Annotated in this window: 17 protein-coding genes and 3 tRNA genes; 18 read left to right on the top strand and 2 right to left on the bottom strand. The window is 72.9% G+C overall.

Going from position 1 to position 18,739, the window contains the following annotated elements:
- Positions 1-540 precede the first annotated feature (540 nt).
- The 17 genes from A6A08_RS00770 (at position 541) to A6A08_RS00690 (ending at position 15,856) form a co-directional block, all read left to right on the top strand.
- The gene (locus A6A08_RS00770) at positions 541-792 is read left to right on the top strand and encodes a hypothetical protein (RefSeq protein ID WP_073700548.1); all 252 of its coding nucleotides are present in this window, start codon (positions 541-543) and stop codon (positions 790-792) included.
- 57 nt (positions 793-849) lie between these two features.
- Positions 850-1,101 (top strand): hypothetical protein, encoded by a 252-nt coding sequence (locus A6A08_RS00765; RefSeq protein WP_073700547.1) that lies wholly within the window; start codon positions 850-852, stop codon positions 1,099-1,101.
- Between the two features lie 11 nt (positions 1,102-1,112).
- Positions 1,113-1,364 carry a hypothetical protein gene (locus tag A6A08_RS00760; RefSeq protein WP_073700546.1) on the top strand — a complete coding sequence of 84 codons (252 nt, stop codon included), beginning with the start codon at positions 1,113-1,115 and terminating at the stop codon, positions 1,362-1,364.
- An 8-nt stretch (positions 1,365-1,372) separates the two neighbouring features.
- The gene (locus A6A08_RS00755) at positions 1,373-1,627 is read left to right on the top strand and encodes a hypothetical protein (protein ID WP_073700545.1); all 255 of its coding nucleotides are present in this window, start codon (positions 1,373-1,375) and stop codon (positions 1,625-1,627) included.
- A gap of 8 nt (positions 1,628-1,635) precedes the next feature.
- On the top strand, positions 1,636-1,929 hold the full coding sequence (locus A6A08_RS00750; protein WP_073700544.1) for a hypothetical protein: 294 nt from the start codon (positions 1,636-1,638) through the stop codon (positions 1,927-1,929).
- A gap of 231 nt (positions 1,930-2,160) precedes the next feature.
- Positions 2,161-2,730 (top strand): hypothetical protein, encoded by a 570-nt coding sequence (locus A6A08_RS00745; protein WP_073700543.1) that lies wholly within the window; start codon positions 2,161-2,163, stop codon positions 2,728-2,730.
- A 203-nt stretch (positions 2,731-2,933) separates the two neighbouring features.
- Positions 2,934-3,980 carry a DUF2397 family protein gene (locus A6A08_RS00740; RefSeq protein WP_073700542.1) on the top strand — a complete coding sequence of 349 codons (1,047 nt, stop codon included), beginning with the start codon at positions 2,934-2,936 and terminating at the stop codon, positions 3,978-3,980.
- On the top strand, positions 3,980-5,371 hold the full coding sequence (locus A6A08_RS00735; RefSeq protein ID WP_073701032.1) for a TIGR02678 family protein: 1,392 nt from the start codon (positions 3,980-3,982) through the stop codon (positions 5,369-5,371). Before A6A08_RS00740 ends, A6A08_RS00735 begins: the two co-directional genes overlap by 1 nt.
- Positions 5,313-10,034, top strand: coding sequence for an SbcC/MukB-like Walker B domain-containing protein (locus A6A08_RS00730; RefSeq protein WP_073700541.1), 4,722 nt, complete (start codon positions 5,313-5,315; stop codon positions 10,032-10,034). Before A6A08_RS00735 ends, A6A08_RS00730 begins: the two co-directional genes overlap by 59 nt.
- Before the next feature lie 116 nt (positions 10,035-10,150).
- The gene (locus A6A08_RS00725; protein ID WP_073700540.1) at positions 10,151-12,190 is read left to right on the top strand and encodes an ATP-binding protein; all 2,040 of its coding nucleotides are present in this window, start codon (positions 10,151-10,153) and stop codon (positions 12,188-12,190) included.
- A gap of 176 nt (positions 12,191-12,366) precedes the next feature.
- Positions 12,367-12,442 (top strand) — tRNA-Thr (locus A6A08_RS00720).
- A gap of 98 nt (positions 12,443-12,540) precedes the next feature.
- Positions 12,541-12,616: transfer RNA gene (locus A6A08_RS00715), tRNA-Met, on the top strand.
- A gap of 79 nt (positions 12,617-12,695) precedes the next feature.
- A complete protein-coding gene (gene rpmG, locus A6A08_RS00710; RefSeq protein ID WP_013156089.1) occupies positions 12,696-12,860 on the top strand; it encodes a 50S ribosomal protein L33 in 165 nt (54 codons plus the stop codon).
- 146 nt (positions 12,861-13,006) lie between these two features.
- Complete coding sequence (locus A6A08_RS00705; protein WP_073700539.1) at positions 13,007-13,456, top strand: MaoC family dehydratase N-terminal domain-containing protein; 450 nt, start codon at positions 13,007-13,009, stop codon at positions 13,454-13,456.
- A complete protein-coding gene (locus tag A6A08_RS00700; RefSeq protein WP_073700538.1) occupies positions 13,453-13,881 on the top strand; it encodes a MaoC family dehydratase in 429 nt (142 codons plus the stop codon). The genes A6A08_RS00705 and A6A08_RS00700 overlap by 4 nt, the downstream gene beginning before the upstream one ends.
- Positions 13,882-13,884: 3 nt before the next feature.
- The gene (locus A6A08_RS00695) at positions 13,885-14,949 is read left to right on the top strand and encodes a UDP-N-acetylmuramate dehydrogenase (RefSeq protein ID WP_073700537.1); all 1,065 of its coding nucleotides are present in this window, start codon (positions 13,885-13,887) and stop codon (positions 14,947-14,949) included.
- A gap of 313 nt (positions 14,950-15,262) precedes the next feature.
- Positions 15,263-15,856, top strand: coding sequence for a TMEM165/GDT1 family protein (locus A6A08_RS00690; protein WP_073700536.1), 594 nt, complete (start codon positions 15,263-15,265; stop codon positions 15,854-15,856).
- 18 nt (positions 15,857-15,874) lie between these two features.
- On the opposite strand, the gene A6A08_RS00685 is transcribed toward A6A08_RS00690, so the two are convergent.
- Both A6A08_RS00685 and A6A08_RS00680 read right to left on the bottom strand, forming a co-directional pair.
- Entirely contained in the window at positions 15,875-16,915 is a 1,041-nt protein-coding gene (locus tag A6A08_RS00685) for an adenosine deaminase (RefSeq protein WP_073700535.1), read from the bottom strand.
- Positions 16,916-17,203: 288 nt separating this feature from the next.
- Positions 17,204-18,412 carry a pyridoxal phosphate-dependent aminotransferase gene (locus A6A08_RS00680; protein ID WP_199866801.1) on the bottom strand — a complete coding sequence of 403 codons (1,209 nt, stop codon included), beginning with the start codon at positions 18,410-18,412 and terminating at the stop codon, positions 17,204-17,206.
- A gap of 217 nt (positions 18,413-18,629) precedes the next feature.
- Here A6A08_RS00680 and A6A08_RS00675 point away from each other — a divergent pair.
- A tRNA-Trp gene (locus A6A08_RS00675) sits at positions 18,630-18,702 on the top strand.
- The last annotated feature ends 37 nt before the right edge of the window (positions 18,703-18,739 follow it).

Here is an 18,739-nt window from a genome sequence, read left to right as displayed (position 1 = left end):
CACTGGGGACCGGGCCCGCACCGGAGCGGGGGAGAGGCAGATCACACCCGCGTCGCTCGGTGGCGCGGACGTGATCCGGGCCCGGCGCGGACCGCGTCCGGGATTCGGGCGATCGCGTGTTGGTCGCGTTCGGGACACGGGGAGGTAACGCCGTTTTTCCGTCCGGTGGTGGGAGGGCCGCGGGCGGGGTGCTCGCCCCCGGGTGCGCTGAGCTGCGGGTTCGCCCTTCCCCCGGGCGGTCCGTGCGATGGGGTCGGTCACGGATGTGCGGATAGGGGGGTGTGTCCGCTTCGCCGTTCGGACCCCTTCCTGGACGGAAGTCAGTCTTTTGCTCGGGTCGCGCAGAAAGAGATCCAATATATTCATTTGCGACCGACGCGAAAAGAATCCTCGCGACAATCTGGACAAATTGCTTCCCGAGTTTCGGCATTGACAAAAACCGGGGGGCGGATGATGATTGCCCCAGTCCACCGCGACACAGGTGCAAGAAGCGCCTGCGTCTTTTTCTGTCGATCCTCGTATCCGATTCTCGGGGGAAACATGATCAAGAAGATGGCCGCTGCTGGCCTGGTCGCCGGTGCCGCGATGGGCGCTCTCCTCATGGGGGCTCCCGCTCACGCCCACGGTTCGCACGGTGGTGACCAGCAGTTCAACCAGAACCTGCAGCTGGTTCCGATCCAGGCCTGCAACCTGGAGGCCAGCGTCGGCCTGGTCGCGGTCAACATTCCGATCCTGTCGCCGCAGACCACCGGCGACTGCGTGAACGGCCCTGTCGGCACCAACATCAGCTAGTTCCGGCAATACGTCCGACCGAGACAATATCTCAAACTTTTTCGAAGGGTAGTCACAATGCTGCGTAAGCTCGGTGTTGCCGGCCTCGTCGCTGGTGCCGCTTTCGGTGTCGTTCTCTCCGGTTCGCCGGCCTCCGCCAGTGGTTCCCACGGCGGCGACCAGCAGTACAACCAGAACCTGCAGGCCGTTCCCGTGCAGCTCTGCAACTCTGAGATCGTCGTCGGCCTGGTCGCGGTCAACATCCCGATCCTGTCGCCGCAGACCACCGGCGACTGCATCAACGGCCCGGCCAGCACCAACATCGACTAGGAGGTCCCGACATGCTGCGCAAGTTCACCACGGCCGCGGCCGTTACCGGGATCGCCCTGGGCACCGTTCTGGCCGCCACGCCGGCCTCCGCCAGTGGTTCCCACGGCGGCGACCAGCAGTACAACCAGAACCTGCAGGCCGTTCCCGTGCAGCTCTGCAACTCCGAGATCGTCGTCGGCCTGGTCGCGGTCAACGTGCCGATCCTGTCGCCGCAGACCACGGGCGACTGCATCAACGGCCCGGCCAGCACCAACATCGACTAGGAGACGGCATGCTGCGCAAGTTCACCACGGCCGCGGCCGTTACCGGGATCGCCCTGGGCACCGTTCTGGCCGCCACGCCGGCCTCCGCCAGTGGTTCCCACGGCGGCGACCAGCAGTACAACCAGAACCTGCAGGCCGTTCCCGTCCAGCTGTGCAACTCCGAGATCGTTGTGGGCATCCTGGCCGCGGTCAACGTGCCGATCCTGTCGCCGCAGACCACGGGCGACTGCATCAACGGCCCGGCCAGCACCAACATCGACTAGGAGACGGCATGCTGCGCAAGTTCACGGCGGCCACCGCGATCGCCGGTGTCGCCCTGGGCGCGATGCTCGCCGCCTCGCCCGCCTTCGCCTCGCACGGCGGGGACCAGCAGTTCAACCAGAACCTGCAGCTGGTTCCCATCCAGTTGTGCAACACCGAGCTGTCCGTCGGCCTGGGAGCGGTCAACGTGCCGATCCTGTCGCCGCAGACCACCGGTGACTGCATCAACGGGCCCGCGTGGAACAACGTGAGCCACGACCGCTCCGAGGACGAGGACGGCGACGACAACGGCCACGGTTACTGACCACCTCCGGGTGGTGGGGCCCTCGGCCCCGCAGTGACGGAAGGCACATGGCCCGTCGAGGCCCCCCGGCACCCTGCCGGGGGGCCTTGTCGTCACCGGGACCGCCGCCCCGCGCCGCCGGACACATGGGGTCACGGGACGCGGGTAGGCGGCCCCCGGGCCCGGGCTCGCGGCAGCGGACCGCGGGGCCAGGTGACCCGAGAGGGACCGAAAGAGGAGGAGAGAGGCCAGATGAGGCGCACGATCCTGACCGGAGCGGCACTACTGCTGGCGGTCACCGCCTGCGGGGAGCAGACGGCCGCGCCCGACGTACCCGAGGGCGCTCCCGAGGCCGAGCAGTCCCCGCGGGAGGAGGGCGGCGACCCGCAGGCGACCAGCAGCCCGGGGGACGGGGCCAGCCCCGAAGGGCAGGCCAGCCCCGAAGGGCAGGCCAGTCCGGGCGGGAGCGAGGAGCCCCACGTCTTCAACCGCCACGGCGACGAGGACGGGTTCGCCGACGTGCGTCCCACCGACTACGTCGCCACGGAGTTCACCACCTTCTCCGACATGGAGTGGAGCGAGTGGTCGAACGAGGTCGCGCGCGGCGAGGGCGAACTGCTGGGAACCTGGTGCATGGACGTGGGCTGCCAGGACGATCCCTACGACGTCGAGGTCGAGCTGGGCGATCCGGTGGAGGCCGACGGCACCACCTACTTCTCCACCTACACGATCACCGACCACGACGACGACATGTCGGCGGAGACGCGCCAGGCGATGCAGGAGGCCGACGGCGGACGCCTGTCGGTACCGTCCTCCGGGTGAACCCGGACGCGGTGACGGACCCGGGGGGAGTGCCCGCGCCGGCGAAGGTGAGGTTCGCCTCCACCACGGCTTCGCAGAATCATGCCAAAGTTCCTCAAAAGAACATAACGCCTGATCAGAACGGGTGACACGGTCCTCTCAGCCGGGCCAGACGGTGCCGAAACGGGCGTGGCGCGCCCGGGAGGTCTCTAGTCTGCTGAGTTGTGGGACTCAACCAGCGGACGGACAACCGCGCGGACGACGCACAGGGCACCGGAGGGCTACCGGCGCCGCGGCACGGCCGCGCCGCCCTGCTGCGCCTGGCCACCTGGTTCGAGGAGGCCGGCCCCGACAGGGCCCACGCCCTCGCCGCCGCCGCCTACGCCCTGCACCCCGCCCTCCACCTGGAGGGACGCGTGGACGAGGGCGTCGCCGCCACCACCAGTTGGTGGCAGGCCGACCCCGACCGCAGCACCGTCATCGAGCGGCCCGGCAGCCGGCTGCCCGAACCGGTCCGCGACCACCGCGCCCAGCAGGCCCGCCTCCGCGACGCGGCCGAGTCCTCCGCGCACTGGCGCCGCGCCGGTGCCGCGCAGATCCGCGCCCTGCTCACCGAGCCCACCGGCCACCGCGCCCGCCTGGACCTGTCCGGAGCCGGGATGGAGGTCCTCATGGAACTCCTCACCGCGGCGCTCGGCTCCGGTGACGCCAGCCGGCGTCCCACGTCGGCCGGGGACCTGGAGTTCTCGCTGCGCCTGCACGTCATCACCGCTCCGGGCGCCGAGGTCACCGTCCAGGGCGAGGGCGGCGAACTGACCCTGGAGGGGCTGCGCCTGTGCGTCACCGACTACGACCAGCACGTCGTCGAGGAGGCCGCGGAGAGCACGGGAGGCGCTGAGGACGGCTCCCCGGACGAGGCCCCGGAGGAGTCCGCCCCGGAGGGCGGCACCCCGGGAGGGGAGGTCCCGGACGCGTCCGGGACCTTCGCCGCGGAGGAGGCCTCCCCCGCGGCGGCCCCTCGCGATCCCCTGACGGACCCGCTCCCCCCGGAGGCCCTGGAGGATCCGGAGGCGCCGCCCGCCCGGGCGTATCCGGCCGGCCAGGACGACTCCGGGCCGGACGCCGGGGAAGCGGACACCGAGGGTTCGCCCCAGACCCCTGCCGAAGACACCGAACCCACCGGTAACCTCCATGGACCGGATCCGGACGTCGAGACCACGGGTCCGCTCGACCTGTCCGCGAACCGGTCCTGGACCCGATCGTGGGGGTGATGGAGACGAACACCTACAGCGAGGACGCCGCGCTCATCGGCGAGCGCCAGGCCGCGGCCCGCGCCCTGCTGGCCAACCCCCTGCTCACCGAACGCACCCACCCGGCGGAGTTCCCCCTCGTGCGCTCCCACGCCGAGTGGCTCATCCAGAGGTTCCAACGCGTGCTCGGCTACCGGCTGACCGTCGCCGCCGACCACGCCCGCCTGGTCAAGAGGGGCCTGGCCACGGAGTCCGCGCGGCCCCTCACGCGCAGGACGGGTGCGCCCTTCACACCGCGCACGCACACCTACCTCGCCCTGGCACTGGCCGTCCTGGTCGAGGAGCACGGGCCCACCACGGTCCGGCGGCTGGCCGGCCAGGTCCGCTCCGCCGCGCACGAGGCCGGGGTCGACGCCGACCCGGCGCGGAGCCTCGGCGAGCGCCGCGCCTTCTGCGCGGCCCTGCGGTACCTGGCCGGACTCGGAGCCCTCACCGAGACCTCCGGCGCCATCGCCGACCACCAGGCCGACCCCGCGGCCGACCCGCACCTGCTGCCGCGCACGCAGATCATCCGCTCCGTCGCCGCCCACCTGCCCCGCGCCGACGACGACCCGGACTCCTTCATCGCGGCCGCCTCCGACACCGACCCCGACAGCGACCAGCAGGGTGAGACCGCCCTGCGCCGCCTCCTCGCCGAGACCGCCGTCGTCTACCGCGAGGAGCTTCCCGACCGGCAGCGCGACCGCCTCGCCGCGCACCAGTGGCGGGCCGCCGCCGCGCTCGGCAACCTGCTCGGCTGCGACACCGAGGTCCGGGCCGAGGGCGTCGCCCTCGTGATGCCCGACGAGGCCGGGGCCCGCCCGACCTTCCCCTCCGCCGACCCGGTCGGCCAGGTGGCCCTGTCCCTGGTCCGGCACCTCTCCGGGCGCCTGCACCCCGGTCAGCCCGCCACCTCCGTCCCCGTTCCGGAGCGTGAGCTGGACGCCGCCCTGGACGCCCTCTGCGGCGAGGACGCACCCGCGAGGGCCGAGTGGGCGCGCACCGCCGGCCCCGAGGTGCCCGACCCCGCACGGCTCCGTGAACGGGTGCCGGCCCTGCTGTCGGACCTCGGGCTGCTGCGCGGCGGCCCCGGACGGTGGCGGCTCACCGCCGCGGCCGCCCGCTACGGGACCGAAACGGACGAGCACGTCCCGCCGATCCAGGACAATGACCAACACGGCCGGACACGACCCGACACGGCACGTGGCCCCGGTGACGGCCCCGTGCCCGAGGCTCCCGCCGATCCCCAGGGTGATCTGAGCCGGGTGGCGTCCGTGCTGCAAGCGGTGGCGAACGAGAAGGTGAGCGCGTCCAGTGGTGACACAGGAGACCAGCCAGGCCCCGGGGACGGAAGCGGCGGCGGTTCCGGCTGAAGCCTCCGCCGACGGGCCCCGTACCTCCCGCGGTATTCCCCGCTACCGCCTCGAACGCGCGGGCATCCGCAACGTCTGGCAGTACGACGACCACGTCCTGGACTTCGCTGAGGGGCGGCTGCTGCTGCGCGGCCGCAACGGCGCGGGCAAGTCCAAGGCCCTGGAGATGTTGCTCCCGTTCCTGCTGGACGGGGACGTGCGCCGGCTGGACACCACCGGGACCAACCGGACCAGCCTGCGCTGGCTGATGGCCGAGGGCCCGCGCGCGGGCCGCCTCCCCGACACCGAGGAGACCGGCCCCGACCTGCTCGGCGGACCCGGGACGGGCGAGGCCGCCGGGGACGGGGAGGAGACGGACGCGGAGGGCGGAAGCACCGGTCCCACCACCCGGCTCGGCTACCTGTGGGTGGAGTTCACCACCGAGCGCGGCGAACGCGGACTCGACGCCGCGGCCCGGGCCGGTGCGGGTCCCAGGAGCACCTCCGCGCTGCTCGCCGCGAACGCCGAGGGGCACGGCGCCCCTCGGGAGGAGCCCCGCGACCCCGGCGCCCCGCCCAGCCACCTGACCCTGGGCGCCGCCGTCATGGCGGTGGACGGCTCCGACCCGCGCTGCGTGTTCTTCGTCACCGAGCGCAGGGTCGGGCACGACCTCGAACTGGTCACCGACGGCCGCCCCAAGCCCGTGGACCGCCTCCGCTCGGAGATCGGCACCGACAACTGCTTCACCAGCGCCGTCCCCTACCGGGCCCGGGTGATGCGCGACCTGTTCGGCATCGACGACTCCGTCCGCTACCGCAACCTCATCCACCTGCTCTACCGGCTGCGCCGTCCCACCATCGGCGACCGCCTGGAGGCCGGTGAGCTCGTCGGGGTCCTGTCCGAGGCGCTGCCGCCCATGGACGAGTCCGTCCTGGACGAGGTCGCCCGCAACATCGCCGACCTGGAGCAGGCCCGCTCCGACAAGGACTCCCTCGCCGAGGCACGGGCGGGCGTCACCGTCTTCCTGGAGGACTACCGGGGCTACCTGGTCCACGCACTGCGCGCGCGGGTCGCCGAGGTGCGCGAACAGGTCGACTCCGCCGCGCACCGCACGGAGGAGACCGAGCGGCTGCGCGCCGAGCTCGACCGCCTCATCACGGTGGAGAGCCAGGTCTCCGAGGAGCGCGACCAGGCCCGCCGCACCCGCGACACCGCGCAGGCCGACGACGGCACCCTCGCCACCGCACAGGAGGGCGCCGCCGCGGCCACCGGCAACGAGCGCCGCGCCTACGACGCCGCGGTGGGCGCCTACATCCGCGCGGCCGAGGCCGCATGGGTCGCCGCCGAGCACGCCGAACGGTTGGAGCGAAGCGCCGTCGAGCGGCTGGGCGAGGACTCCGACACGGTCGAGCGCGCACTGGACGTGCTGCGCCAGACCCATGCCGAGGCCTCGCGCGCGGCCACGGCCGCGGGGATCGACCCCGGTGTCCTGGGCGCCGTACCCGACCCGGTCCTCACCGTCCACGCGCCGCGCGAGAGCACCACGCGGGTGGACCTGCAGGGGCTGGAACAGGCCGTCGAGCGCGAGCCCGTGGAGGGCATCGACCTGGACGGCCTGCGCGACCGCCTGGGACGCCTCCACGACCAGCTCACGGGGGCCGCGGGGCGCGCCGCCGACCGGACCGACCTGGTCACCCGCCTGACCGGGCTCACCGCCGCCGCGGCCGAGGCCGACCGCCGCCTGGTCGCCCTGACGAGCGAGGCCGAGGGCGCCGACGCCGCGCTCGAACAGGCCCACACGCGCGAGCAGGACGCCGTCGGCGGGGTGCGCCGGGAGAGCGCCGCCTACGCGGAGGGCGTCCGGGCCTGGGCCGCGCGGCTGCGCGACTCCAGCCACGCGCACGCCCTGGGCGAGGCCATCCACGAACTGGAGGGCAGTGTCGAACTGCCCATCAACGACTCCCTGCGCGTCCTGGACCCGAACGTGCCCGCCACGGTCGCCCGCCTCGCCTACGCGGCCGTGGACCCCCTGCTGGAGGAGCTGCGCGCCCGCCGGGACGTGGCGGTGGGGGAGGAGGGCCAGCTCTCCGACGAGCTCGCCGAGCTGGCGGACCGCAAGGCGAGGAACACCGAGCACGCCCCCGAGCGCCCGGCCTGGGCCACCCACCCGCGCCCCGCCGGGGACGGCGTCCCGCTGTACGAGGCCGTCGACTTCGCCGAGGGGCTCAGCACGCGTGAGCAGGCCGGACTGGAGGCGGCGCTGGAGGCCAGCGGGCTGCTGGCCGGGTGGGTGCGCGCCGACGGCACCCTCCACGACCCGACGACGCGGGACCTGATGGTCTCCCCGGTGCCCGTGCCGGCGCTGTCGAGGCCGTTCAGGGGACGGACGCTGCTCGACGTCCTCGTGCCGGCCGCCGTCCCCGCCTCCGGGCCCGGCCGCGCGGTCGACCAGGACGGCCTGCGGGCCCTGCTGTCCTCCGTGGCGCTGTACTCGGACGCGGAGATGGAGCGCGCCAGGGGAGAGGACGGAGACAACGACGCCAGGCACCGCAGGGACGGACACGGCTCCCCGGACGCCGAGCCCAGGCACCGCCGGGACAGCCAGGGCACCGTCGTCCTGTCCAGCGCCGTGTCCCTCTCCGGGAGCTGGCGCCTGGGCGTCGCCTCCGGAGCCCACCACAAGAGCGAACCCGAGTACATCGGCGAGGCCGCCCGCAAGCGCGCCCGCGACCGGAAGTCGGCCAATACCGACCGCCGGATGGCGATCGCCGAGGCCCTGCTCGCCGAGGCGGGCGAACGCCGCTGGGCGGTCGAGCACTCCTACGCCGAGCTCCTGGAGGTCTCCCGCGACCTGCCCGATCCCGCGCCGCTGATCAGTGCCTGGGCCACGCTGGAGGTCGCCCGCGAGGACGTGGCCGCCGCCCGGCGCGCGCACGACGTCGCACGCGCCGCCGCGGAGTCCTGCCGGTCCGAGCTGCTCGACATCCGCGCGAGGCTGCGCGCCTCCGCCGCGGTGGGCGGCGCCGAGGAGGCGGAGGGCTCCCCGTGGGAGCGGGACCTGCCCACCACGCGCGCCGAGCTGGACAGCGCCCTGCGCGCCCTCGACCACCTGCGCGTGCTCATCGCCTCGGCGCTGCGGGACCTGGACGTCCTGGCCTGGGAACTGGCCGACCACGAGCGCCACGTCGCCGCGTGGCGGGCCGCGCGGGCCGACCGGGTACTGGCCGAGGACGCCCGCGCCGCGGCCATCGACGACATGATCACCGTCCGCCGCCAGATCGAGCTCGGCGACCGGGCGCGGGGTGTGGCCCCCGAGCAGCTCGACTCCGCGCGCGAGCAGGTGAGGGCCAGGGCCGAGGAGGCCGCCCAGCGGCTGCCCGAACTCGAACGCGGTGCCCAGCGGGCACGCGACGAGCGCATCAGCGCCGAGGCGCGCCTGGCCGTGGCGGAGCGGGAGAGGGGCGAACAGGTGCTCCGCGCGCTCGCGGCGGGGGACAGGCTGGTCTCGGCGGTCACCACGGAGGACGCGGACGGCGCCGACGTCCCCGACGAGGTGCTGCTGCGCGCCGCCGGCCTGGAGCCGCGCGACGGGCAGGAGGCCCCCCTGGCCGCCTACCTCGCCGCCCGCGGCGAGGCGGCCCCTCCCGGCCCCGACGTCCGCCTCGCCCTGCTGGAGGCCTTCGTCGACCAGGTGGAGGAGGGGCTCACCGCCCCGGAGGCCGAGGTCGACGACAGCGCCATCCTGGGCAGCCGCGAGGACCTCGACCGCCTGCTCGCGTCGTCGGGCTGGGCGCAGATCCGCACCGAGATGAGCGAGCCCCGGGGCATCAAGCGCCTCACCGTGCACGACGAGGAGGGCGCCCACGACGTCACCGCCTACGCCGAGAGGGTCGCGGCCGCCGTCACCAAGGCGGAGGAGGTCGTCGCGGTCGCCGAGGAGGAGGCCTTCGAACGGCACCTGCTGGGCGAGCTGGCCGGCCACCTGGCCCGCCAGATCGACGAGGCCCGGGCCCTCATCGCGACGATGAACGACGTCCTCAAGGACGTCACCACCTCGGCCGGGCTCGGCGTGCGCCTGGACTGGCGGCTGGCCCCCGACGCGGGCGCGGACGTGGAGGCGGTCGTGCCGCTCCTGGCCACGCCCGCCGAGGAGCGCACCCGTGTGCAGACCACGCGGCTGCGGGACGCGCTGCGGCGCTGCATCGAGGCGATCCGCCGCCTGGACCCCACCGCCACGGGCGGCGCGCAGCTGCGCGCCGCGCTGGACTACCGGTCCTGGTTCACCTTCACCGTGTACGTGACCGACGCCGCGGGCGACGAGCGGCGCCTGGGGCACCGCACGGCGCTCAGCCAGGGCGAGCAGAGGGTGGTCGCCTACCTGGTGCTGTTCGCGGCCGCCGCCGCGCACTTCGACGCCCTGGCCGCGCGCGTGCCGTGGGCTCCGAGGCTGATCCTGCTCGACGACGCCTTCGCCAAGGTCGACGAACCCACGCACGGGCGCCTGCTCGGCCTGCTGGTGGAGCTGGACCTGGACTTCGTCCTGACGTCGGAACGGGTGTGGGGGTGCTTCGCCAGCGTGCCGAGCCTGAACATCTACGAGTGCCTGAGGGACCCGAACGTGCCGGGCATCGCGACCCTGCACTTCACATGGGACGGGAGCAGGAGACGCCTCGTCGGTGTGTAGGGAGCTCCCCAGTGGGGAGGGCCCGACCGTGGAAGGGGCGGGTGTTCGGCGAGCGCTTCCTCCCGGCCTGTCCTAGTCTGCTTGTGCAGGAACGACACAGGAGCGGGGTGGCGTAGGTGACTCGGGTACCCGAGACGTTCGAGGGTGGGAGGGCACTCCTGGACGCTCTGGCGCGCTCCGGGCTCCCCCGCGAGGTCCGCTCCTGGGTCACCGCGGCCCTGTGGGGCGAGGACGCGCTCGCGGCCCGCCTGAAGGGCGAGCAGCTGCCGGAGCCCGAGCCGGAGCCGGAACCGGGGACCGCGAGCAGGATCCGCCGGGCCTACCTGACGGGCATCAGGGTCCAGGGCTTCCGGGGCATCGGCCGCCCGGCCGAGCTCACCTTCGGGGCCGGCCCCGGCCTCACCGTGATCGTGGGCCGCAACGGCTCGGGCAAGTCGAGCTTCGCCGAGGCCGCCGAGGCCGCCCTCACCGGGCGCAACCCCCGGTGGGACGCCATGCCCACCGGCTGGCGCGACGGCTGGCGCAACCTGCACTACGACGAGCGCACCGAGGCGTCCGTGGACATCCGCATCGCCGGGGACCAGGGATCCACCCGGATCAGCCGCAGGTGGACGGGCGACAGTGTCCGCTCCGCGCGGGGCGAGGTCGTCCATCCGGACGGGGAGGTCTCGCCGCTCCGGACGCTGGAGTGGGGCGAGAACCTCGTGCGCTACCGGCCCTTCCTGTCCTACGACGAGCTCGGCCGCACGGTGAGCGGACGCTCCGCCGAGCTGTACGACACGCTGACCTCCCTGCTGGGGCTGAGCAGTCTGGCCGAGGCCGAGCGCCGCCTGGCCAAGGTGTGCGACGGGCTCGTCAAGCGCCGCGACCGGCCCTCACGGGAGCTGCGCTATCTGCTCGACGCGCTCCGGGAGTCCGGCGACCCCCGGGCCGCCGAGGCCGTGCGCCTCCTGACGGCCTCCTACTTCGACATGGACGCCCTGCGCAGGATCGCCGCCGACGACGGGCCCAGCGACCCCGAGCTGCACGTGGTCCTGCGCCGCCTGCGGCGGCTGGCGGTGCCCGAGCGGACGGTGATGTCCGACGTGGTCAACGAGCTGCGGGGCGCGGCCATGGAGCTCGCCATGGCCGCGGGCAGCAAGGGCGACCGCGCCCACGGGGTGGTCCGGCTCCTGGAGCAGGCCCTCGAACACCACCAGCGCCATCCCACGGACACCGAGTGCCCCACGTGCTCCGCGCCCCTGGGAGCCGACTGGGCGCGCCGGGCCAACGCCCAGCTGCGGGTGCTGCGGCCGCAGGCGGCCGTCGTCGCGGCCGCCTACGAGCGCGCCGAGGCGGCCCGGGACCAGGCCCGCTTCCTGATGTCGCCGGCACCGGGCTGGCTGCCGCCGGAGAGCGAGCTGGGCCAGGTCTGGGCGCTGTGGGAGTCCGGCGCGGACATCACCGACCTGGGAGAGCTGGCCGAGCACATCGAGGTGGTCGGCCGCAAGCTGCGGGCGGCCGCCGTGAGTGCCCGCCGCGACGCCAGCGAGCGCCTGGAGGATCCCACGGGCGGCTGGGCGGAGCTGGCCGGGCAGCTCTCGGGCTGGCTGGACGACGCTCAGGACGCCATCGCGGCGCGGGACACCCTGAACGCGGCCGAGGCCGCGCTGAACTGGCTGTCGGAGCAGGCGCGGATCCTGCGGGCGGAGCGGCTCGGCCCGGTCGCCGCACAGGCCGAGCAGGTCTGGTACCGGCTGCGCCAGGAGCGCCACATCGACCTCCAGGGCATGCGCCTGACCGGGCGGGGCGCCCGCCGCAGGGTCGAGGTGGACGTGTCCGTCGACGGCGTCGAGGACCAGACCAGCGCGCCCGGGCTGCTGAGCCAGGGCGAGTTCCAGGCCCTGGCGCTGTCCATCTGCCTGCCGCGTACGTTGGTGGAGGGCAACCCGTTCGGCTTCCTGGTGCTGGACGACCCGGTCCAGGCGATGGACACCGAGACGGTGGAGGGCCTGTCCTCGGTACTGGCCGAGGTGGGCAGACACCGGCAGCTGATCGTGTTCACCCACGACACCCGCCTGTCCGACGCCCTGCGCAGGCTGGGCCTGCCGGCGGACATCCGCACGATCAACCGGGACGCCATGTCCAACGTGTGGGTCTCCGACGGAGCGGTCTGAGTCACATCCTGAGTCGCATCGCTTTCGTGAAAAGGCCTGTGAGCAGGGGTTTCGTCCTCAGGAGGCGGGCGCGGGGCATTCGATTTGGCAGAGCACCCCCGAATCCCTGTATAGTCATGACCAGCGCAAGGGGGCAACGCCCCCCGGGGCGGACGACAAGGAAGCCCCAACAGCGCGCCCCTTTAGCTCAGTCGGCAGAGCGTCTCCATGGTAAGGAGAAGGTCTACGGTTCGATTCCGTAAAGGGGCTCCACCACTTGACGAGGTCCGGTCCACGCAGGTGGGTGGCCGGCGGAGGATCTGCCGGTCTGTACCGGGAAGGCCCCGCAGGGGGCGGTTCCCGCTGATCGGGGCGGGGTAGCTCAGTCGGTAGAGCAAGCGGCTCATAATCGCTGTGTCGTCGGTTCAAGTCCGGCCCCCGCTACCACCCGCTGACCCCTGAGGCTCATGGCTCAGGGGTCGTCGCGGGCGCTTAGTACTGTCTCCAGCGAGAAAGGCACTCCGAAGTGGCTGCCACAGACGTGAGGCCGAAGATCACCCTGGCCTGCCAGGAGTGCAATCACCGGAACTACATCACCCGCAAGAACCGTCGGAACACCCCCGACCGTCTCGCGATCAAGAAGTTCTGCCCGAACTGCCGCAAGCACAACGAGCACCGCGAGACCCGCTAGACCCGGTCTCATGACGAGCGCCCTGACGAGCGCGATCGTCTCGAGTGCGACGGAGCAGAGGCGGTTCCCGTGAACTTCCGGCCCGGTGAGCGATCCGCTCACCGGGCCGTTCGCGTCTTCCGGGCCCCTTCACGACAGGAGAGAGCGTGGCGATCAACCCTGACTACCTCGGCCGGGAGTATCCCGCGCCGGAGGCCTACGAGGTGACCCGGGGCAAGATCCGGGAGTTCGCCGAGGCGGTCAACGACCCCCACCCGTTCTACGTCGATCCGGCCGCGGCCCGAGACGCCGGGTACCCCGACGTGATCGCCCCGCCCACCTTCCCCGTGATCCTCGGCATGGCGGGCTCGGCCCAGGCCATCGCCGACCCCGGACTGGGAGTGGACTTCTCCCGGGTCGTGCACGGCGACCAGGGCTTCCACTACAGCCGTCCGCTGCACGCCGGCGACCTCCTCAGCAGTGTCACCCGCATCACGGGCATCAAGGCCCTCGGCGGCAACGAACTGCTCACCCTGGAGACCGTGGCCGACGACGCCGACGGCGAGCACGTGGTCACCGCCACGATGATGCTCGTCGTGCGGGGAGGAGAGGAATGAGCAGGCTGCGCCACGCCGACGTCGAGGTCGGCACCAAGCTGCCCGAGCGGACCTTCCCGGTCCGCCGCCTGGACCTGGTCCGCTACGCGGGGGCCTCGGGCGACTTCAACCCCATCCACTGGAACGAGCGCTTCGCCAAGTCGGTGGGCCTGCCCGACGTGATCGCGCACGGCATGTTCACCATGGCCGAGGCCGCGCGGGTGCTCACCGACTGGACGGGCGACCCGGGCTGCGTCGTCGACTACTCGGTGCGCTTCTCCGCGCCCGTGGTGGTCCCGGACGACGACGAGGGCGCCGAGGTCACGGTCGGGGGCAAGGTCAGGGCCAAGAACGGCGACGGCACCGTCGACGTCCTGCTGACCGCGCGCTCCGGCGGCGCCAAGGTCCTGGCGCAGTCCAAGGCCACCGTGCGCCTGGCGAGGTAGGCCGTGACCGCGCTCTCCGAGTACACCACCCTGCGCCTGGGCGGCCCGGCCAGGGAGTTCCGTGCGGCCGCCACCACCGAGGACCTGGTCGCCGCGGTGGCCGCGGCCGACGCCGCCGGCGAGCCCGTCCTCGTCCTGGGCGGCGGCAGCAACCTCGTGGTCTCCGACGCCGGATTCCCCGGGACCGTGGTCCTGGTGGACTCCCGGGAGGTCTCCTTCGAGGAGGCGGGCACCGACGAGACGGGCGAGCCCGTCGTGCTGGTGCGCGCCGACGCCGGCGTGGAGTGGGACCCCCTGGTGGAGCGGGCCGTCTCCGAGGGCCTGAGCGGCGTGGAGTTCCTGTCGGGCATCCCCGGCCGGGTCGGCTCCACCCCCATCCAGAACGTGGGTGCCTACGGCCAGGACGTCAGCCAGACCATCCGCGAGGTGCTCGTCCACGACCGGCGCACCGGCGAGCGGCGCCGGATGACCAACGCCGAGTGCGGCTTCACCTACCGCGACAGCGTCTTCAAGGGCGACGACCGCTACGTGGTGTGCGAGGTGACCTTCGCCCTGCACCGCTCCAAGCTCAGCCGACCGATCGCCTACGCCGAGGTGGCCCGCACCCTGGGCACCGAGGCGGGGGCCCGCGTGCCGCTGGAGCGGGCGCGGGAGACCGTCCTGGGGCTGCGCAGGGGCAAGGGCATGGTCCTGGACCCCGACGACCCGGACACCCGCAGCGCGGGGTCCTTCTTCACCAACCCGGTGGTCACCGCAGAGGAGTTCGCGGCCGTGCGGGAGCGGGCCGCCGCCCGCCTGGGCGCCGACGCGGAGGTGCCCGGCCACCCCGACGGCCTGGGCGGCGTCAAGCTGTCCGCGGCCTGGCTGATCGACCGGGCCGGGTTCGGCAAGGGGTACGGGAGCGGGCCCGCCCGCATCTCCGGGAAGCACACCCTGGCGTTGACCAACCCCGGCGGGGCCACGACCGAGGACCTGCTGGAGCTGGCCCGCGAGGTACGCGCGGGTGTGGAGGAGGCCTTCGGGGTCGTCCTCGTCAACGAGCCGGTGATGGTCGGCGTCGCGCTCTGAACCTCTTCGCGGCTGCGCCCAACCTGTGAGTTGGGCGCAGCCAACTTCTTTTGCAGGGCTGGCTGATAAAAGAATTCAGTAAAGCCATGAATTGCATCCCCCTTCTGTCCTCCCATAAAGTCGGATGCGTCGAAGGGGAGTAGTCCCCAATGCGTACGATCGACATCCTGGCCGTCGCGGCCCGGTCGTGCGAGCCCGGTCAGGCCACAGGACCTGACCAGGGGCGGACGAGACCTTTGACCCGGACAAGACCGGGTTGAAGTGGCGTCCTCCGCCTCCTTCCGCCCAGGGCGCCTCGGACGGAAGGGAAAGCGTGACAGGGTTTATCGCGGGCCTGACATTCAGTGCCTTCGCCATCTTCATCGCCGAAATGGGGGACAAGACCCAACTCGTGGCGATGTCCCTGGCCACCCGTTACCGGGCTCTCACGGTCATCCTCGGCATCACCGTCGCCACCGCCGCCGTGCACGCCGGAAGCGTCCTGCTGGCCGAGGTCCTGGGCGCGGCGCTGCCCACCGACTGGCTCACCCTCGCCGCCGGTGTCGCGTTCGTCTTCTTCGGCCTGTGGACCCTGCGCGGTGACGAGATGACCGACAAGGACGAGGAGCGCGCCGCCTCCCGGCGCATCCGCTCCGCGTTCGCGACCGTCCTCCTCGTCTTCTTCGTCGCCGAGCTCGGCGACAAGACGATGCTCGCCACCATCACCGTCGGCACCCAGTACCACTGGCTGCCGGTGTGGATCGGCTCCACCATCGGCATGGTCGCGGCCGACGCCATCGCCATCGCCCTGGGCGCGGTCCTCGGCAAGAAGCTGCCCGAGCGCGCCATCCAGATCGGCGCCGCCGCCCTGTTCTTCGTCGCGGGCGCGGCCATGCTCGGCCAGGGCGCCTGGATGCTCCTCGCCTGACCGCGCGGGCCCGCCGGTCTACTCCCCGGGCTCCTCGGCCAGCCACGCGTCCACCCCGGACAGCAGCTCCTTGCGCAGCGACTCCGGCGCTCCCGAACCGCGGACGGACATCCGCGCCAGCTCGGCCAGCTCCGGGTCGGAGAACCCGAACACCTCGCGGGCGATCCGGTACTGCTCCACCAGGCGCGGGCCGAACAGCAGCGGGTCGTCGGTCCCCAGCGCGATCGGCACTCCGGCGTCGAAGAGCCTGCGCAGCGGCAGGTGCTCCAGCTCGTCGAAGACCCCCAGGCCCACGTTCGAGGTCGGGCAGATCTCCAGCGTCACCCCCTGGGCGGCGATCCGCTCCACCAGGCGGGGGTCCTCCACGGCGCGCACCCCGTGCCCCACCCGGTCGGCCCGCAGCTCGTCCAGGCACTCGCGCACGCTGCGCGGCCCCTGGAGCTCTCCGCCGTGCGGCGCGGACAGCAGCCCGGCCCGGCGCGCGATCCGGAACGCGCCCTCGAACTCCAGGGCCCGGCCCCGCCGCTCGTCGTTGTTCAGCCCGAACGAGACCACGCCCCTGCCCGCGTACTGGCGGGCCAGCCGGGCCAGGACCTTGGCGTCCAGCGGGTGCCTGGTGCGGTTGGCGGCCACCATCAGGCCGATGGCCACCCCGGTCTCGCGCTCGGCGGCGCGGGCGGCGTCCAGGATCAGCTCCAGGGTCGCGGTGAGCCCGTCGAAGCGCGAAGCGTAGCCGCTCGGGTCGACCTGGATCTCCAGCCACGCGGACCCCGCGGCGCGCTCGTCCTCGGCCGCCTCGCGCAGCAGCCGGTACATGTCCTCGGGCCGGCGCAGCACCGACCGGGCGATGTCGTAGAGGCGCTGGAAGCGGAACCAGCCGCGCTCGTCGGTGGCGCGGAGTCTGGGGGGCCACTCCTCGACCAGGGCCTGGGGAAGGTGGACCCCGTTCTCCCGGGCCATCTCCACCAGGGTGGAGTGGCGCATCGAGCCGGTGAAGTGCAGGTGCAGGTGAGCCTTGGGCAGCCGGTCCAACCGGCGGGCGCTGGTCGGTGTCTCCATGGCGTAAGCCTGCCGTATGAGGAGCACCGGTGGTGCCGGGACGCCGGACTTCGTCCGTCCGGACCGGGCACGGACGCGCGGGAGCGCCCCGCACGGCGCGGCGCCGGGGCGCCTGTGGCCGGGGCCGGTGAGCGCCCGCCCCGGCCTCAGGGGGTGTTCGGGCGCCCGCGGGGGCGCTGGAGGCGCCGGAGGCGAACTCGCGAGGAACGAGTCCGCCTCCGGCGCCGAAGGTTCCCGCTCTCCGGGCGCCCGAACAACGGGGCGAGGTGAAGCCCCGGGGGGATACCGCTACTTGGCCTCGGCCAGCAGCTTCTGGACGCGGCTCACGCCCTCGGCGAGGTCCTCGTCGCTGAGCGCGTAGGACAGGCGCAGGTAGCCGGGGGTGCCGAAGGCCTCACCGGGCACCACGGCGACCTCGGCCTCCTCCAGGATGAGCTCGGCCAGCTCGGTCGAGGTCTGCGGCGTCCTGCCGCGGATCTCCTTGCCCAGCACGCCCTTGACGGACGGGTAGGCGTAGAAGGCGCCCTGCGGCTCGGGGCAGACCACGCCGTCGATCTCGTTGAGCATGCGCACGATCGTCCTGCGGCGGCGGTCGAAGGCCTCGCGCATCCTCGCCACCGCCTCCAGGTCGCCGGAGAGCGCGGCCAGGGCGGCGGCCTGCGAGACGTTGGCGACGTTGGAGGTGGCGTGCGACTGGAGGTTGCTCGCGGCCTTGACGACGTCCTTGGGGCCGATGATCCACCCCACGCGCCAGCCGGTCATGGCGTAGGTCTTGGCCACGCCGTTGACGACGACGGTGCGGTCGGCGATCTCGGGCACCTCCACGGGCAGCGAGGAGAACTCCGTGTCCCCGTACACCAGGTGCTCGTAGATCTCGTCGGTCAGCACCCACAGGCCGTGCTCGTTCGCCCACCGGCCGATCTCCCGGACCTGCTCGCGCGGGTACACGGCGCCGGTCGGGTTGGACGGGGAGACGAACACCAGGACCTTGGTGCGCTCGCTGAGCGCCGCCTCCAGCTGCTCCACACCGGCCAGGTAACCGGTGCTCTCGTCGGTGACCACGTAGACCGGGACGCCGCCCGCGAGCTTGATGGACTCGGGGTAGGTGGTCCAGTACGGGGCGATGACGATGACCTCGTCGCCCGGGTCCAGCATGGCCGCGAAGGCCTCGTAGATGGCCTGCTTGCCGCCGTTGGTCACCAGGACCTGGGAGGCCTCCACCTCGTAGCCGGAGTCGCGCCGGGTCTTCTCGACGATGGCCTTCTTCAGCTCGGGAAGGCCGCCCGCCGGGGTGTAGCGGTGGAACCGGGGCTCACGGGCGGCCTGGACGGCGGCCTCGACGATGTAGTCGGGGGTCGGGAAGTCGGGTTCCCCCGCGCCGAAGCCGATGACGGGACGGCCCTCCGCCTTCATGGCCTTGGCCTTGGCGTCCACGGCGAGGGTGGCGGACTCGGAGATGGCGCTGATACGTGCAGAGATACGGGGTCGGTCAGTCATGGTCCCATGTTGTCATGTGCCTTCCCGTCCGGGGAGGGAAGGCGGGTGGTGGGGGGACGAAGACACCCCTCCCCCGCGCGGGAGGACGAACGGTTTGGCCAGGGGGCGGGGAGCGCATAGACTCTTCCGCGCCGGCCGGTCGTTGTCGGGGTGTTATCCGACATACGGTGTGCGTAGCGCGCCGGGACCGGCTATGGTGGGATCGCAGTTTCCGCTAAGGGCAGTGGCTCAATTGGCAGAGCACCGGTCTCCAAAACCGGCGGTTGGGGGTTCGAGTCCCTCCTGCCCTGCACATCCGCTCGCGCGGTGTGGCGCCCCCGGGCGCCG

Source organism: Nocardiopsis sp. TSRI0078 (assembly GCF_001905145.1).
In the GTDB taxonomy this organism is placed as follows: domain Bacteria; phylum Actinomycetota; class Actinomycetes; order Streptosporangiales; family Streptosporangiaceae; genus Nocardiopsis.
This window is presented reverse-complemented; position numbering and strand designations above follow the sequence as displayed.